This is a genomic window from Haloferax sulfurifontis ATCC BAA-897 (assembly GCF_000337835.1).
Classification (GTDB): Archaea; Halobacteriota; Halobacteria; order Halobacteriales; family Haloferacaceae; genus Haloferax; species Haloferax denitrificans.
On the sequence record NZ_AOLM01000028.1, the window covers coordinates 252,367 to 268,089 of the forward strand.

Annotated in this window: 14 protein-coding genes; 6 read left to right on the forward strand and 8 right to left on the reverse strand. The window is 68.3% G+C overall.

All coding sequences use genetic code 11. The features are described 5' to 3' along the window. Positions 1-11 precede the first annotated feature (11 nt). Genes C441_RS18170 through C441_RS18180 form a run of 3 tightly spaced genes read right to left on the reverse strand, consistent with a single transcriptional unit; the run spans position 12 to position 2,885 of the window. Positions 12-1,097: a proline racemase family protein gene (locus tag C441_RS18170; protein ID WP_007276420.1), complete on the reverse strand. Its 1,086-nt coding sequence runs from the start codon at positions 1,095-1,097 to the stop codon at positions 12-14. Continuing rightward, positions 1,094-1,417: a hypothetical protein gene (locus C441_RS18175; RefSeq protein ID WP_007276421.1), complete on the reverse strand. Its 324-nt coding sequence runs from the start codon at positions 1,415-1,417 to the stop codon at positions 1,094-1,096. Before C441_RS18175 ends, C441_RS18170 begins: the two co-directional genes overlap by 4 nt. A gap of 1 nt (position 1,418) precedes the next feature. Beyond that, the gene (locus tag C441_RS18180; protein ID WP_083874956.1) at positions 1,419-2,885 is read right to left on the reverse strand and encodes a sodium-dependent transporter; all 1,467 of its coding nucleotides are present in this window, start codon (positions 2,883-2,885) and stop codon (positions 1,419-1,421) included. A 356-nt stretch (positions 2,886-3,241) separates the two neighbouring features. Here C441_RS18180 and C441_RS18185 point away from each other — a divergent pair, with 356 nt between their 5' ends. After that, on the forward strand, positions 3,242-3,469 hold the full coding sequence (locus tag C441_RS18185; RefSeq protein WP_008572498.1) for a hypothetical protein: 228 nt from the start codon (positions 3,242-3,244) through the stop codon (positions 3,467-3,469). A 310-nt stretch (positions 3,470-3,779) separates the two neighbouring features. On the opposite strand, the gene C441_RS18190 is transcribed toward C441_RS18185, so the two are convergent. Further along, positions 3,780-4,520 (reverse strand): helix-turn-helix domain-containing protein, encoded by a 741-nt coding sequence (locus tag C441_RS18190; RefSeq protein WP_007276424.1) that lies wholly within the window; start codon positions 4,518-4,520, stop codon positions 3,780-3,782. 240 nt (positions 4,521-4,760) lie between these two features. Here C441_RS18190 and C441_RS18195 point away from each other — a divergent pair, with 240 nt between their 5' ends. Further along, on the forward strand, positions 4,761-5,678 hold the full coding sequence (locus C441_RS18195; protein ID WP_049920691.1) for a DUF106 domain-containing protein: 918 nt from the start codon (positions 4,761-4,763) through the stop codon (positions 5,676-5,678). A gap of 106 nt (positions 5,679-5,784) precedes the next feature. Beyond that, a complete protein-coding gene (locus tag C441_RS18200) occupies positions 5,785-6,222 on the forward strand; it encodes a hypothetical protein (protein WP_007276426.1) in 438 nt (145 codons plus the stop codon). 24 nt (positions 6,223-6,246) lie between these two features. Here the strand turns inward: C441_RS18200 and C441_RS18205 are convergent, their stop codons facing one another. Together C441_RS18205 and C441_RS18210 are read right to left on the reverse strand one after the other, a co-directional pair. After that, positions 6,247-8,208 (reverse strand): chloride channel protein, encoded by a 1,962-nt coding sequence (locus tag C441_RS18205; protein ID WP_007276427.1) that lies wholly within the window; start codon positions 8,206-8,208, stop codon positions 6,247-6,249. A gap of 76 nt (positions 8,209-8,284) precedes the next feature. After that, positions 8,285-8,650, reverse strand: coding sequence for a hypothetical protein (locus tag C441_RS18210; protein ID WP_239640858.1), 366 nt, complete (start codon positions 8,648-8,650; stop codon positions 8,285-8,287). 300 nt (positions 8,651-8,950) lie between these two features. Here C441_RS18210 and C441_RS18215 point away from each other — a divergent pair, with 300 nt between their 5' ends. From C441_RS18215 to C441_RS18225, 3 genes are all read left to right on the forward strand, one after another. After that, positions 8,951-9,661 (forward strand): hypothetical protein, encoded by a 711-nt coding sequence (locus C441_RS18215; RefSeq protein ID WP_007276429.1) that lies wholly within the window; start codon positions 8,951-8,953, stop codon positions 9,659-9,661. Between the two features lie 161 nt (positions 9,662-9,822). Next, complete coding sequence (gene secY, locus C441_RS18220; RefSeq protein WP_007276430.1) at positions 9,823-11,289, forward strand: preprotein translocase subunit SecY; 1,467 nt, start codon at positions 9,823-9,825, stop codon at positions 11,287-11,289. Positions 11,290-11,412: 123 nt separating this feature from the next. Continuing rightward, entirely contained in the window at positions 11,413-13,848 is a 2,436-nt protein-coding gene (locus C441_RS18225) for an amino acid permease (protein ID WP_007276431.1), read from the forward strand. Between the two features lie 6 nt (positions 13,849-13,854). On the opposite strand, the gene C441_RS18230 is transcribed toward C441_RS18225, so the two are convergent. After that, positions 13,855-14,724: an ABC transporter permease gene (locus C441_RS18230; protein ID WP_007276432.1), complete on the reverse strand. Its 870-nt coding sequence runs from the start codon at positions 14,722-14,724 to the stop codon at positions 13,855-13,857. Beyond that, positions 14,721-15,704, reverse strand: coding sequence for an ABC transporter ATP-binding protein (locus C441_RS18235; protein ID WP_007276433.1), 984 nt, complete (start codon positions 15,702-15,704; stop codon positions 14,721-14,723). The genes C441_RS18230 and C441_RS18235 overlap by 4 nt, the downstream gene beginning before the upstream one ends. Between the last annotated feature and the right edge of the window lie 19 nt (positions 15,705-15,723).

The window sequence follows — 15,723 nt, forward strand, 5'->3', positions numbered from 1 at the left end:
GTCCGAACCCGCTACTCCGCCGAGATGCTGAACCCGGAAAGCGAGTCCTTCGCGTCTTTGACGAACGTGTGTTTCCCCGTGATGCGGGCCGACCCGGTGATGAGCGGTGTCGTCAGCGTCACGCCGTCACGCTCGTCGGCCGCGACGAGTCTGCCTTCGAAGCGCGTACCGACGATGCTCTCGTGGAGGTACGACTCGCCGATATCGAGCGCGCCGGCGTCGTGGAGGAGCGCCATCTTCGCGCACGTCCCGGTCCCACAGGGCGAGCGGTCGACCTGTCCCTCGCCGAAGACGACGATACTTCGGTCCACCTCGTCGGGCGTGCCGTATATCTCGGTGATCGAGACCGACCCCTCCTCGCCGGTGAGCGGGTGGACGATATCGAGGCGCTCGTTGACGGCGTCGCGGATTTCGAGGCCCCAATCGACGAACGTCGCCGCGTGCTGTGGTTCGACGGGTCGGTCGAGTTGGTCGCTGTCGACCAGCGCGAAGAAGTTGCCCGCGTAGACGACGTCGACGCGGAGCGGCAAGTCGAGAAACGAGACCGGGACAGTCACCTCGTCGTAGACGAAGGACCGAACGTTCTGTATCGTGACGCGCTCGACGCCCCCGTCCGGCGCGTACTCGGGCGTCGCCTCGACGAGTCCGGCCGGCGTCTCGACGCGGACGGTCTCGCGCCGGTCGAGTCGACCCAGTTCGAGGAGGGCGGAGACGACGCCGATGGTCCCGTGGCCGCACATGTCGAGATAGCCCCGACTGTCCATGAAGAAAACGCCCACGTCCGCGTCGGGACGGGTAGACTCGACGACGACGGCCCCGAACATGTCGTCGTGGCCGCGGGGCTCTCGCATCAGCAGGTCGCGCACCCAGTCGTGAGTCTCGGCGAACGAGTCGCGGCGCTCCCGGACGGAGTCGCCCGTGACCGCCGAGCGGTCGATGCCGCCGACGACGATACGGGTCGGCTCGCCCTCGGTGTGCGTGTCGATGGTCGTGAACGACGCGTCCGTGGTGAGTTCGTCGAACGCGAGGTCGTCGCGCGCGCGGACGAACTCGGCGTCGGCGTCGGTTTCGGAGCCTGCGTCGGAGTCCGAGTTCATTCGTCCACCAGTTCGAGCCGAGCGATTTGCTCGTCGGACCAGTCGTAGTGCGACTCGTCAATCTCCCGGAGCGTCCGCACGCACTCGTTGTGGCGCCGACGGGCAATCGGTGCGTAGGGGTCGTCGGGGTTCGCGCGAATCCACTCGCGGAGGTCGGAAAGCGCCCGCGGCGAGTAGCTATCGACGTCGTCCTGCTCCCGCAAGAGCGCGAGTTTGCGCTCCTCGGTGCGGAGCGACCTGACGAGGACCGCGGCCGCGACGCCGGGCAACAGGAGGAGCGAGATGACCATCGAGACCCACGTGAGCGTCGAAAGCGCCATCTCAGTCGTCACCTCCCGGGACCGTCGCGGAACCGGACGGTGGCTCGTCGCCGACGACGCTCATCACGGCCGTGCTCGCGGCGACGAGCGCGGCCATGAACGCGACGCCGAGTAGCATCAGCCGCTGGTTCGGGGTGCCGATGCTGGAGTAGACGCCGTAGCCGAGGATGAACACCATCACGACGGGAATGACGTACTTTACGACCGGGTTCCACCACGAGCCGACGTAGACGCCGGCGTTACGGTTGAGGTCGATGACGCGGGCGCGCTCGGGACCGAACTTCCACGCGACGAGCGCGATGATAGACAGCGTCGCCAGCGGGAGGCCGAAGCTCCCGAACATGAAGTCCATCTGCCCGAGGAACGCAGAGGAGTAGGCGCTCGGGAGACCGAACAGCCAAATCGCGCCGCAGGACGCGAGCACGGCCCCCGTCCGCGAGAGGCGCGTCTCCTCGGAGACCGTGGTGACGGCGACTTCGGTGATGCCGAGGCCGGAGGTGAACGTCGCGAAGAAGAAGGAGACAAAGAACACGATGGCCCACAGACTCCCGCCGGGGAGTTCGGGGAACACCTGCGCCATCGAGATGAAAAGCAGGTTCGACCCGGCGCTCGGTTCGAGTCCGAACGCGAAGACGACGGGGAACGTGGCGAACACCGCGAGCAGGCCGATGCTCGTGTTCCCGATGGCGGTGAACAGGCCGCCGCCGAGCGGCACGTCGTCGTACCGACTGAGATAGCTCCCGTAGGTCAGCGCGATGCCCCACCCGAGGCCCGTCGAGAACAGCGCCTGACTGAGCGCCGCGACCCACGTGCTCCCGCGGGTGAGGTACCCCCAATCGGGCGTGAAGACGAACGCGACGCCCTCCATGCCGCCGGGGAGCGTGATGCCGCGAATCGAGACCGCCACGAGCGCGACGACGAGCAACGGGATCATCCACTTCACGACGCGCTCGATGCCCCGGCGGATACCGAACACGAGAACGCCGGCCAGACCGGCCATCGTCACCGTGTGCATCCCGACGACGAGCGCCGAGTTGTTGATAAAGCCCTCCCAGAACGCCTGCGGCAGGAACCCCGGCTGGGTGAACGTCATGAGCACCGAGTGGCCGGCGTAGTAGAGCGCCCACCCGATGATGGGCGCGTAGTACGACATCAGCGCCACGTTGACGACGAGGACCACGAGTCCGAGGCCCTGGGCCCGCTTGCTCCCGAGAACCTTCCTGAACGCTCCGATAACCCCGTGGTTCGTGTAGCGACCGATCATCGTCTCGGCCATCAGCCCGGGGACCGCGATGAGATACAACAACAGAATGTAGGCCACGAGGAAGGCACCGCCGCCGTTTTCGCCCGTCGTAAACGGCATGCGCCAGATGTTGCCCGCGCCCACCATCGCGCCGAGCATCGCCATGAGGAAACCGAACCGGCTTCCCCACTCTTCTCGCGCCGTTCTCGCCTCTGAGTCTGACATGATAATCCTACCCAAACGCTTGAACAGAAGGTAGTTATACGGATGTTCTACTATGGTCGGGGTCGTCAACGAAAGATGTATGGAAACGCTGTTGGGACGATTCGGTAGTTATCGGTAGATACCGCAAATCCGAACGTTTCAGACACCCGAAGCAGAGTCTAAGAGTTCGGCACCGAGTGTCAGGTAGTGAGAATATTTCGACCCGGACAGCCGACCGAACCGTATCATAGTCGGGGATGTGTATATAACCGAAAAGCGGACACCACCGGTATGGTCACGACCAGCGACGAGCGAGCCGAAGGCGACCGGACACCGGGAGACGAGCGTGGGACGAAACGCGAGTCGGAAGCGCGTCGGTGCGCGTGAGAGACGAGCGGACGGACGAAGTCGAGCGGGCGGTACTCGCGCTTCTCGACCGCCGGGGCCCGACGCCGATAGACGAGATACTCGCCGAGGTAGACGGCCATCCTATCGAGATAGAACACGCCTGTAGCCGACTCCAGCGCGCGGGCGAACTCCGAAGTCGGAGTTGCGGCGTGTACGACCGCCCGAGCGACGACCGCGAGCGGCGACGCGCGCGTTGAGCGACCCGCGAGAGGACCACCCTCCCATGGACAGACATGAGTATAACTCACCCTCCGCCGAGAACTCAGCTATGACGAACTCAGTCACGGAGCGACTGTCGGCCCGGCGGTGCCCGGAGTGCGACTCGGAGACGCGGGTGAGACACGGAATCGAACGCTGTACGGACTGCGAGTGGCGCGCGCCACAGGGGGCTGACTGAGCGAGACGACGTGGCCGCGAGCACAGACGCGACCCGGTGGGGACACCACCGCGCCCGGAGTAAACCGGCAAGACAGTTATCGAATCGGATAACGAATCGTACCGACGGCGTTACGGACCGGGGTCCGCGTACTGGTTGAGGAGTTTCGCCTCGGCCTTTCGGAGATGTTCGAGCAGTGTGGTCTTCGAGATGTCGAGTTCGTCGGCCAGTTCCCGCGTCGTCGTCTCCCGCGGCCACGCGTAGTAGTCGCGCCGGCAGGCCAGTTCGAACACCTCGCGCTGGCGGTTCGAGAGCTTGTCCAGTTGGTGCGAGACGTGGTTTTTCGCGCCGGCGACGGAGGTGACCTTGGTGACGATGATTTCGGCCTGATTCGCCGCCTCCAACGAGTCGAGGCGCTCGCGGAGGTCGTCCCGGTCGGCGGTGTCGATGACCGGCCAGTACTCCCAGCCGTCGTCGACGCGGACGGGCGCGTCGTGGACGAAGCCGTGGGACAGAAGCGAGTCAGTCATGCTGTTTTCGGGGTCGTACTCGACCATCAACTCCCGCGTCGTGTTCCCGACGTTCGACGCGCCGTTGTCGAACTCGTGGCGCGGACTCAGCTCGGAGACGGAGTCAGTCAGCCGCGACCGCTCTGTCGCGCGGACGAAGTCGTCGATGTCTTCGACCCGGTCGGCGTAGACCGTGAAATGCCCCTTCACGGTGTCTTCGGGTGTATTGTACACGGTGTGGGCGGTGACGCCGGCGTCGACGCTCTCCGTCACCTCCAGCGTCCAGCAGTCCGGGTGCCAGACCTTGAGCGTGAGTCGGGTCGGACCCGTGAGTTCGGAAGTCGGTGCGCTAGCGTTCGACATGTGAGGAAGTTATTTTTCCGTGACGTATATATCCAACCGACCATGGGAGGCTGACGCATCGAGTGCGATCACACGGTGTTCCGGCGAGTTCGGGCCGAACTGCGTCTCAGATTCGAGAACAACGTGGTTGCGGCGACCGCGACGGCCCGGCGGGGCGACACCGAGCCCACCGAGCGTCACCGCGGCCGGGTTCCGGCGGAGGGAAGCGTTGATAACGACCGCTCGAATAGGGGCGAGTGAATGCCCGCAGACTCCCTAGAGACGTTACTGGACAACCCGGCGATGCGGGAGGCGCTCTCGGTCGTCGTCGAACGGTCGAAACAGGGGACCGAAGAGCTCCGCTGGCGCGACGTGAACGACGCGCTGTCGAGCGGTCAGTGGGGTCGCCTCATCGAGCGGGGCGTCCTGACCGACGCCGCGGCCGGCGGCTTCGTCCTGTCCGACCCGGACCGAATCGCCTCGAAACTGCAGTCGCGCGACCCCGGCGCCGGAGACGAGAGCGACGACGCCGAGTCGTCGTGGTCTCGGTGGGACAAGCTCGGCGCGCTCGGCGTCGTCGTCCTGTTCGCCGGCTACTGGAACGCCGGCGTCCGAAACGCGGTCGCCGGCATCGACAACGTCGTGCTCGGGGCGCTGGCGCACTCGATACCGTTCTACGCCGTGGTCATCGTCCTCGCCGCGGCGACCGGCCTCTACACGACCGTGATGCAGGACCGGCTGAAGGACACGGAACTCCTCGAACGCCACCAGGCCCGGATGGACGACCTGAAGTCGCGCCGGGAGGCGGCGAAAGAGCGCGGCGACGACAACGCGCTCGAACGCATCGAGGCGGAGCAGATGGAGGCGATGGGCGACCAGTGGAGCGTGATGAAAGCGCAGTTCAAGCCGATGGTCTGGATAATGCTCGTCACCATCCCGACGTTCCTCTGGATGCGCTGGAAGGTCCGCGGCGGCCACGTCGCCGCCGGCTCCGCGCACGTAATCCTCCCGCTCGTCGGCCGGGTGGGCTGGCAGGACGCCGTCTTCGGCCCCATGCCCGCGTGGATCGTCTGGTACTTCCTCTGTTCGTTCGCCGCCAGACAGCTCTGTCAGAAGTTCCTCGGAATCGACCCCTCCGGGACCGATCGCCCGGACTCGGAGTCCACGACCTCGTCCTGAGCGACGCGAAACCGCCCCTCGAAGCGTGCGTCGCGGGGGGCCGTGACAATCCCTTAGTGGTTTTCAAACCGGTTCGTATAAACCGACGCCGCGACGAGAGTTCGGCATGGACCGCGACGAACCCGAGCGGCGAGAGCCGAGCGACTCGCCCGCGACGACGACCGAACTCGACGAGGCCGAACTCGAAGCGCTCGTCGAGTACGTCGGAAACGGGCGCGACCGCGGAGCGCTGAGCGGACGCCGCCGCGTGGGTGAGTACCCCGACGGCGACGATGGAAACGGCGACGGCGAGTTCGGCGACCGCGACGGTGACGGGCTCGACCGCGAGGCGGCGATCGCCCGGTTCCGCGGGCCGGACGAGGTGCTCACGCGAGTCGTGCCGCACGCGGGCTACCTCGAAATCCACAAGCGGACGCCGTGCGCCGAGGGCTGTGCGTCGTGCCCGCACGGGCCCGCCGTCTACCACGTCCGGTGGGAGCGCCACCCCGGCGGCGAGGACCGACTCCACTGGGTCCTCATCGGTCCCGAGGTCGGCGCGAACTGATTTTCCGCCGGCTCGGCGGTCGGCTCAGCGGTCTCCCGCCGCGGTGGGGGGCGCCGCCCGCGACTCCGACTGCGCCCCCTCGTCGCCTCGGCGACAGCGCATCGGCTCGACCGCCGACTCGATGGGGATGTCGTCGTAGGCGTCGAGCACGTCGCTCCGCGTGACGATGCCGACGACCGTCGCCCCGTCGACGACCGGGACGCGGCCCACGTCGGCGGCTTCCATCGCGTCCACGACGTGGAGGAGGTTGCTGTTCGGCGTCGTCGTGACGACGGTCCGCGTACCGACTTCCTCGACCGGCGGGTCCGCCGCCGGGTCGTCGTCGCCGTCGAGGGCCTCGATGTTCTCGGTCAGATACCCCTGAGCGTCGCTCTGGACGACGATACCGGCGAGCGACTCGTCCGCTTCGACGATGGGAAGCCCGCCGTGGTCTGTGTCGCGGAGCCGATTGACGGCCTCCGAAAGCGGCGTTCCGACTTGGACGGTGTCGACGGCGGTCGTCATCACGTCGGCGACGTGGACGTCCTCGATGCTCCCGATGCGGCGCTCTTGGACCGTGTAGCCGAGGTCTCGGAGCTTCTGGGTGTAGATGGTACTGCCGTTGAGGAGGTAGCTCGCGATTTCGCTCCCGACGACGCTGACCATGAGAAGCGGGAGGATGATGGTGTACTGGCCGGTGAGTTCGAAGATGATGATGATGGCGGTGAGCGGCGCGCCCGCGGTCGCGGCGAAGATGCCGCCCATCCCGACCAGCGCGTACGCGCCCGAGGGGGCCGTCCCGGGGACGAGCGCGTGGACCGCGAGGCCGAACGCGCCGCCGACGGTGGCACCCACGAACAGCGACGGCGAGAACACGCCGCCGGAACTCCCGCTCCCGACCGACAGGGAGAAGCCGACCGCCTTGAGCACCGCCAGCGCGACGAGCGCGCCGAAGAGGAAGCCGCCGTCGATGCTCCGGTGGACGACGCCGTACCCGACCCCGAGGAGGAGGCCGGCGGCCTCCCCCGGGGCGACGCCGAGGACGACGGTCCCGACGAGGACGCTCACGCCGAGCAGGAGTCCGCCCAGCGCGGGCTTGAGATAGCCCGGCGCGTCGAGGCGCTCGAAGAAGTGCTCGACGCCGTAGAGCAGTTTCACGAGGCCCGCGCCGACGAGGCCGACGACGGCCCCCAAAAGCAGGTAGATGGGGAGTTCGACCGCCGGCGTCACCAGCTGGTAGGACGCCGGCACGAGGAACTCGCGGATGCCGGGCGTCGGCGAGAACTCCAGAATCGGGCGGGCGACCGCCGTCGCCGTCAGCGCGGCGAGGACCACCGTGATGACGTGGCCGAGGTAGTACTCCGCGAGGAGGATTTCGAGCGCGAACATGATGCCCCCGATGGGCGTGTTGAACGTGCCCGCGATGCCCGCGGCCGCCCCGGCCGCGACGAGCGTCCGCGTGTGCCGCGAGCGAACGAACCGGCCGAAAAAGGACCCGGCGGCGCTCCCGATTTGGATGATGGGCCCCTCGCGGCCGAGCGACGCCCCGCTCCCGATGGCAACGCTCGATGCGAGCGTCTTGTAGAGGGCGATTTTCGGGCTGATGCGGCCGCCGCGGTTCAGCATCGCGTCGAGGACGCTCGGCACGCCGTGGCCCTTGACCGCGTCGGTCGTGAGCAGGACGACGACGCCGACGAGGAGGCCGCCCAGCGCGGGGATGGCCGCGTAGCGGAGCGGCCCGAGCGGGGACAGGAGGTCGAAGGCGTTGGTCACGGGCACGAGCGCGAACGAGACGTTGCCCGGGTTGAGCGAGGTGCCGTAGAGCAGTTCCTGGACGACCCAGATACCGACGCGGAAGACGACGGCCCCGAGCCCGGCGACGACGCCGATGGCGACCGCCAGCACGTTCATCGCGATATCTTCGTACCGCGGTTCGACCTCCGCCGACCGTATCGCCCTGCGAATCCGCTCGCGCAGGGTAGACTCGTCACTCGGGTTTTGGGGCATCCGAGTCACTCTTGCTCGATGGGGCGTTTGTCAGTTTCGTTTCGAACGCCGAACCGGCGAGCGGCCGCGAGGCGGGTCAGAGGGCGGCGCGCACGAGCGCGGCGTGCGTCGCGACGACACAGCCGCCCGCGACGACGCCGACCCACATCAGGAGGTGACCCACACCGAGGTCGAACGACACGCCGACGAGCCACAGGCCGACGAGGGTACCCGCGGACTTCGTGGCGTAGGAGAGGCCGCCACGCGCCGCGAGCTGTAACAGGCCGGTGCAGGCGACGCCCAACAGGAGGACGCTGACGACGACGTCGTCGCCGACCTCCGCCGGGGGGCCGCGGAACACGACGGCCGCGACGGCGAGCGCCGCCGCCGACGCGAGGTCGACGCCGAGCGTCGTTCGAGCGAGCGAGCGTTCGACCGGCAATCGTGGCTGTGTACTCGTCATGGGTGTCGAGCGCGCACCCGCCGACGCGATGCCGAAACAAGGGGACTGCGTCGGATGGGGTGTCGCGTGTCGAAGCGGTCAACGGTGACGACACCGGGCAGGCTCTATCACCGAAGGGGCTATCAGATCGAAGACGATGGGTAGCGGTTGGCCGCTTCGTGGCCGTGAAACACGGCAATCGGGGGTTTCGCGTGGACTCTTATAGTCTTTTTCAAGGAGGGAGTCTCCGAAACATCTGGCAACCACTTAGTGATTGCCAAACCGAAAACAACACCGCGACTGACCGACCACAGCACACCGATGAACCGCGATTCCGTCGCCCGCCTCACTCGTCTCGTCACCGCGCTCGGAGCCGTCCTCGTCCTCCTCGGACTCGCCGTGCAGGTCACGACGCTTCGACTCGGACTGCCGCATCCCCCGTGGGAGCTACGGGCCGCGAGCGACGCCGAAGTGCTGGGCGTCGGCCTCTGGTGGGTCGCCGTCGCCACCCGGCTCGTCGGGCCGCGTCGCGCTCGGCGACGCGGCGGGGCGGAGCGCGAGGCGGTGTACGTCACGCGCGGACTGCTCGACGCGCTGTTGGACCGGGCGGCGCGCGCCGAACCGAACCGTGAATCGCTCTCGCTCGGCACGACCGCCGCGGGCGAGTTAGACGGGGGGGAGTCGCTCGACGAGACCCGACGGGTGTTCAGCCACTTCGTCCACCCGAGCGCCGGCGCGGCGGTCCGGGGCGTCTTCGGCGTCGACCTCGCGACCGCGCCGGGGCGGACGCCGGGGCAGTTCGTCTCGCACCCGTGGGGGCCGCTGGCGGCGACGAAGCGCGACACGCTCCGCGAAGTCGTCCTCGTCGCGGTCCCGCCGTGGGACGACGACTGCGTGGCCGCGTTCGACCGGGCGGGGCGGCGGCGTCCGCTCCGCGTCGTCGACGCCGAGCCGCGCGAATCGTTCGACGAACCGGTTCCGACGGCCGGGTCCGCGGCGTCCCCGTCGGCACCGACGCCGGCCGACGGATAGTCACCGCATCGATACAATTATACGCGACGACTGGCCACGACTGACTGAAACGCCGATTCGCGAGCACAGCGACGGCATCCCGTGCGGACGCCGCTCGCGTAGTGACGACGCCGGTCGGCGCAACAGACCATGCAATCGCCAACAGCCACTCGCAATCGACCATGAGTTGGAAAGACACCGCAGCACCGGTTCTGAGTCGGATGCCCGCCGTGGCCCGCCCGGACGGCCACGTCCCGTTCCGCCGAAAGCTCGGCTGGACCGCCGGGATTCTCGTCCTGTACTTCTTCCTGACGAACGTCACGCTGTTCGGCGTCGGGACGGGAAGTCAGGACATCTTCGGGCAGTTCCGCTCCATCCTCGGCGGGGGACAGGGTACCATCCTCCAGTTGGGTATCGGTCCCATCGTCACCGCGAGCATCGTCCTCCAACTGCTACAGGGCGGGGACTTGCTCGGCCTCGACACGGACGACCCGGGCGACCAAATCCTCTATCAGGGCCTCCAGAAACTGCTCGTCTTCGGGATGATCGCCCTCCAAGGCCTCCCCATCGTCTTCGCCGGGGGCTACCTCCCGGCCGACCCGGCGGTCGCGAGCGCCCTCGGCGTCGGAGCGGTCGGCGTGAAGTGGCTCATCTTCGCGCAGATATTCGCCGGCGGCGCGCTCGTGCTGTTCATGGACGAGGTCGTCAGCAAGTGGGGCGTCGGCTCCGGCGTCGGCCTGTTCATCATCGCCGGCGTCAGCCAGCGTCTCGTCGGCGGCCTCTTCGCCGACCCCGCCTTCGGCGCGTCGACGACCGGCATCGTCTCCGAGTGGGTCCACGTCCTCGCCGGGACCGAGACGGTCCCGTCGCTCGCGACGGCGAGCGGGATACAGGCGCTCCTGTTCGGCGTGGGCGGCATCGTCCCGCTCATCACGACGCTTCTCATCTTCGGCATCGTCGTCTACGCCGAGAGCGTCCGCGTCGAGATCCCCCTCTCGCACGCCCGCGTCAAGGGCGCTCGCGGTCGCTTCCCCGTGAAGCTCATCTACGCGAGCGTCCTGCCGATGATTTTCGTCCGCGCCCTGCAGGCGAACGTCCAGTTCCTCGGGCGCATCCTCAACAGCCAGTGGGTCGGCATGCCCGCGTGGCTCGGCCAGTACACGAGCGGACAGGTCACCGGCGGCCTGTTCTACTACCTGAACCCGATTCACGCGCCCAGCCAGTGGATGTGGTGGCTCGGGTCGGCGTCCCAAGAGCCGTGGCAGATTCTCGTCCGCGTCGCCATCGACCTGACGCTGATGCTCGTCGGCGGGGCCATCTTCTCCATCTTCTGGGTCGAGACCGCCGACATGGGTCCGGAGGCGACCGCGCGGCAGATTCAGAACTCCGGGATGCAGATTCCCGGCTTCCGCCGCAACCCGCAGGTGATAGAGCGGGTCATGGAGCGGTACATCCCGCAGGTGACGGTCGTCGGCGGCGTCCTCGTCGGCCTGCTCGCCGTCATGGCGAACATGCTCGGCACCATCGGCGGCGTCTCGGGGACCTCGCTCCTCCTCACGGTCTCTATCACGTACAAGCTGTACGAGGAAATCGCCGAAGAACAGCTCATGGAGATGCACCCCATGATGCGGACGATGTTCGGCGGGTAGCGCGCCGAGCCGAACCCGGCCGAGAAAGACCCGCATTCTGTGGGTGAGAACCCGACGACGGCGGCTCGAATCCGGGCCGTCACCCATCGGGGTTTTTCTGCCCGCCCTTCGAGAGTCCAACTGATGGCCGACACGCAATCGACCGCCGGGGGCGGCGACGCACCCGGTGAAGAGTCGGTGGAAACGGAACTCTCGCGCGACATGAGCCTCGCCGATATCACGTTTATCGGCGTCGGCGCGATGATCGGCGCGGGCGTCTTCGCGCTGACCGGATTCGCGGCTGGGCTGGCCGGCCCGGCGCTCACGGTGGCGTTCATACTCAACGGATTGGTGGCGATGTTCACCGCCGTCTCCTACGCCGAACTCGGGGCGGCGTTCCCCGAGGCGGGCGGCGGCTACCTCTGGGTGAAGGAGGCGCTGGTCGACCCAAACGGCTTCTACGCCGGGTGGATGAGCTGGTTCGCCCACGCCGTCGCGTGCGCGCTCTACGCCGTGACGTTCGGCGTCTTCCTCACCGAGTTCTTCGTGGTGTTCGCCGGCCTGCCCGACGGGTTCGCCCTGTTCGGCCTGCTCGACCGCCTGCTCGTGGAGAAACTGCTCGCGGTCGTGATGGTGCTCGCGTTCGCCTACATCAACTACCGCGGGGCCGAGGAGACGGGGAAGGCGGGCGTCGTCGTCACGACCATCAAGATTCTCATCCTCGGCGTCTTCGTGGCCTTCGGCATCCTCGCGACGGTGCGCGAGCCGAACTGGACGGCGACGTTCCTCGACAGTCCGTCGTTCGCGCCCAACGGCCTCGTCGGCGTCATCGGCGCGATGGGCTTTACCTACATCGCCTTCGAGGGCTACGAGATAATCGTCCAGTCGGGCGAGGAGGTCGTCGACCCCGGCACCAACGTCCCGAAGGCGGTGTTCTACTCGATGGCAATCGTGGTTCCCATCTACGTCCTCGTCGCCTTCGCGGCCATCGGCGGTATCGACGTGACCGCCGAACTCGCGAGTCGCGCGGGACTCACGACCGCCGCGCCGACGTGGCAGGTCCTCGGGAACCTCGGCGAACTCGGCATCATCGAGGCCGCCGGGCAGTTCGTCCCGTACGGCGTCCCACTGCTTCTGTTCGCCGGGCTCGCGGCGACGATGAGCGCGCTCAACGCGACCATCTACTCCTCCTCGCGGGTGTCGTTCGCCATGGGCCGGGACCGCGTCCTCCCGGGCTTCTTCGGGCGCATCCACGGCGACAAGCGGACGCCCCACTGGGCAATCGGCCTCTCGGCGGTCCTCATCGGTCTCATGGCCGTGTTGCTCCCCATCGAGAGCGTCGCGGCCGCCGCCGACATCATGTTCATCTTCCTGTTCATCCAGGTGAACTGGACCGTCGTCAAGATGCGGGCGACCCACCCCGACCTCCCGCGGACGTACGAGATTCCGTACATGCCGTGGCCCCCGCTCATCGGCATCGTCCTCCAGTTCATCCTGACGCCGTTTTTGCTCCTCGAACTCGGTCTGACGCCGGGGCTCGGCGCGGGGTCAGAGGGCTTCGTCGCGCTCGTGACCACGGCCGTCTGGATGGCGCTCGGACTCGTCGTGTACTACGGCTACTCCGAGGGCAAAGAGGCCGAGAAGCTCGAAGAAGAGACCCCGACCGTCGTGACCGAACGCGCCCCCGAGCGGCGCGAGTCGCAGGTGCTCGTCCCGATCGCCAACCCCGACAACGCGGCGCAGTTGATGCGGACCGCCATCGACGTGGCGCGCGACCGCGACGCCGAGATTCTCGTGATGAGCGCCGTCGAGGTGCCGTCGCAGACGCCGATTTCGGAGGGGCGGCGGTTCGTCGACGAGAAGCGCGGGACCATCGCCGCCGTGATGGAGCTGGCGACCGACGCCGACGTGCCCGTCAGCGGGACGGTCAGGCTGGGCCACGACGCCGGAACGGCCATCCTCAACACCATCGAGGAACACGACAGCGACGTGGTGTTGATGGGCTGGCGCGGCCGGGGTCGCCGCCGCGACTACATCCTCGGGAGCAACGTCGACGAGGTCGTGACCAAGGCCCCCTGCGACGTGCTCGTCGAGCGCATCGGCCCGACCGACGGCGAGGTGGACTCGATTCTCCTGCCGACCGCGGGCGGCCCGCACGCCGAACTCGCCGCGGAGGTGTGCCGCGCCATCGCGCGGACCAACGACGCCACGGTCCACGTGATGAACGTCGTCGCGCCCGACGCCGACGAGAGCGCCCGCGAGGACGCCCAGCGCCGGGTGAATTCGACGGCCGCCGCGGTCGGCGACGACGAGTTGGTGACGACGTCGGTCCGGGAGGGCGAGGACGTGGCGGCGACCATCGTCGCCGCGACCGAGGAGTTCGACCTGACGGTCATCGGGGCGACCAGAGAGGGCCTGCTCCAACAGCTCGTCTTCGGCGCGATTCCGGAGACGGTCGGCCGCGACGCCGCGAGCACGGTCATCATGGCGAAGCGCGACCTCGGCGTCATCTCGTGGGTGACGCGGTGGTTCAAGCGCCGCCGCGACGACTATCACATCCGGAACGGCGACGGCGAGTGAGCGGCCTCACTCGCGCCACGGGAGCAGTCGCGCCGAGAGCGCGAACAGCGCGACGGCGAAGCCACAGAGGATAGCGAGGTCGGAGAGCGCGGTCGGGAGCTGGCCGCCGGCGACGGCGGCGCGCACGCCGCGCGCGAAGTAGGTGAGCGGGAGCGCGTCGACCACCGGGCGGAGCGCCGCGGGGAGTCTGGACGCGGGAACGAACGTGTCCGCGAGGAGGACCATCGGGATGCCGACGGCGTTGCTGGCGGCGATGACGCCGTCTTCGGAGTCCGCGAGCGAGCCGATGAGCGAGCCGAGCCCGCAGAACAGGGCGATGCCGACGACGAGAAAGGCGACGACCAGCGCGTCGCCGCCGAGCGAGGGGGCCGCGCCGAGGTCGCCGACGGCGGCGAGGACGCCGACGAGCAGGACGCCCGCGAGGCCGATGAGCGCGACGTTCACGGCCGCGTGCGCGGAGAGCCACTCCAGACGCGACAGCGGCGTCGTCGCCAGCTTCTCGAAGCGTCGGGACGCCCGGTTTCGCGCGACGGTGCTCCCGACCCGCGACAGGGGCGTCAGCACGACGACGACGCCGAGATACGCGGGCAGGTAGTACGCGTCCGGGCGGGAGAACAGGCCGCCGGTCGCGCCGGTCTTGACGAGGACGCCGAAGATGAGGACGATGAAGACGGGAAAGAAGAACGTGAAGAAGACGGCCGTCCGCCGCCGGAGGAACGCTCGCGTCTCGGCGACGGCCTCCGCGCGGACCCGGCGGGCCGCCTCGGCGAGCCCGCGGGTCTGACTGCCGTCGGCCGTCTCTCTCGTCTCGACCGCCGCGGCCGTCTCAGCCGCCGCGGCCGTCTCGTCCGTTCCGCCCGTCTCCGCGGCCGTCATCGCGTCACCTCGGCGTTCCCGGCGAGGCCCGCCGGACCTGCGCTGGCGATGCAGTCGTGGCCGCGCTCGCTGGCGAGGTTGAGGTACACGTCCTCCAGCGTCGGGCGGACGAGACTCACCTCCTCGTAGGCGATGTCGGCCGCGTCGAGGTGGTCGAGCATCGCGGTCAGGTCGTCGGGACCGGCGTCGAAAAAGCGGTACTCGTAGTCGCCGTACCGCCGGCCGTCGAGGGGCGTCGCGTCGAGGTCGAGCGCGCGGGGGCGCTCGGTCCGGACCGCGAGTCGGGTCTCGCCGCCGAAGCGCTGGACGAGGTTCCGGGGCGGACCGACGCGGACGAGTTCGCCGTCAGTGAGGAGCCCGACGCGGTCGGTGAGGTGCTCGGCTTCGGCCATGTAGTGCGTCGTGAGCACGACGGCGGTCCCGCCGTCGGCCAGCGAGTCGACGAGGTCCCACACGTCGCGGCGGCCCGCGGGGTCGATGCCGGTGGTCGGCTCGTCCAGAAACAGGAGTTCGGGGTCGTTGACGAGCGCCGCGCCGACGCAGACGCGGCGCTGTTGACCCCCCGAGAGGTCGGTGTAGGCCGTCGCCGCGTCCTCGGCGTCGAGACCGACCCGGTCGAGTACCTCGTCGACCGACAGCGGGTCCGGGTAGAGCCCGGCGTAGTAAGAGACGAGTTCGCGGCCCGAGAGTCGCCGGTGGGGCGAGAACTCCTGCGGGAGCACGCTCATCCGCGAGCGGTCGACCGCGGTCGGCGACTCGCCGAACACCCGAACCGAACCCTCGGTCGGGATTCGCGTCCCCGTCAGCAGGCCGAGGAGCGTCGATTTCCCGGCCCCGTTCGGGCCGATGAGACCGAACACCTCGCCCTCGTGAACGTCGAGCGACACGTCCCGAACCACGACGGTGTCGCCGTACTGCTTCCTCACGGCTGTCGCCGTGACCGCCGGGCGCGTCGACTCGGCGGCCGTGTGTCCAGACATAGCTCGTGTTCGAGTCGAT

Bases quoted from the DNA above. Each gene is read 5' to 3' on its own strand.
- C441_RS18235 (WP_007276433.1), bottom strand. From the start codon at position 15,704: ATGTCTGGACACACGGCCGCCGAGTCGACGCGCCCGGCGGTCACGGCG.
- C441_RS18225 (WP_007276431.1), top strand. From the start codon at position 11,413: ATGGCCGACACGCAATCGACCGCCGGGGGCGGCGACGCACCCGGTGAA.
- C441_RS18175 (WP_007276421.1), bottom strand. From the start codon at position 1,417: ATGGCGCTTTCGACGCTCACGTGGGTCTCGATGGTCATCTCGCTCCTC.
- C441_RS18205 (WP_007276427.1), bottom strand. From the start codon at position 8,208: ATGCCCCAAAACCCGAGTGACGAGTCTACCCTGCGCGAGCGGATTCGC.
- C441_RS18230 (WP_007276432.1), bottom strand. From the start codon at position 14,724: ATGACGGCCGCGGAGACGGGCGGAACGGACGAGACGGCCGCGGCGGCT.
- C441_RS18180 (WP_083874956.1), bottom strand. From the start codon at position 2,885: ATGTCAGACTCAGAGGCGAGAACGGCGCGAGAAGAGTGGGGAAGCCGG.
- C441_RS18200 (WP_007276426.1), top strand. From the start codon at position 5,785: ATGGACCGCGACGAACCCGAGCGGCGAGAGCCGAGCGACTCGCCCGCG.
- C441_RS18210 (WP_239640858.1), bottom strand. From the start codon at position 8,650: ATGACGAGTACACAGCCACGATTGCCGGTCGAACGCTCGCTCGCTCGA.
- C441_RS18190 (WP_007276424.1), bottom strand. From the start codon at position 4,520: ATGTCGAACGCTAGCGCACCGACTTCCGAACTCACGGGTCCGACCCGA.
- C441_RS18215 (WP_007276429.1), top strand. From the start codon at position 8,951: ATGAACCGCGATTCCGTCGCCCGCCTCACTCGTCTCGTCACCGCGCTC.
- C441_RS18195 (WP_049920691.1), top strand. From the start codon at position 4,761: ATGCCCGCAGACTCCCTAGAGACGTTACTGGACAACCCGGCGATGCGG.
- C441_RS18170 (WP_007276420.1), bottom strand. From the start codon at position 1,097: ATGAACTCGGACTCCGACGCAGGCTCCGAAACCGACGCCGACGCCGAG.
- secY (WP_007276430.1), top strand. From the start codon at position 9,823: ATGAGTTGGAAAGACACCGCAGCACCGGTTCTGAGTCGGATGCCCGCC.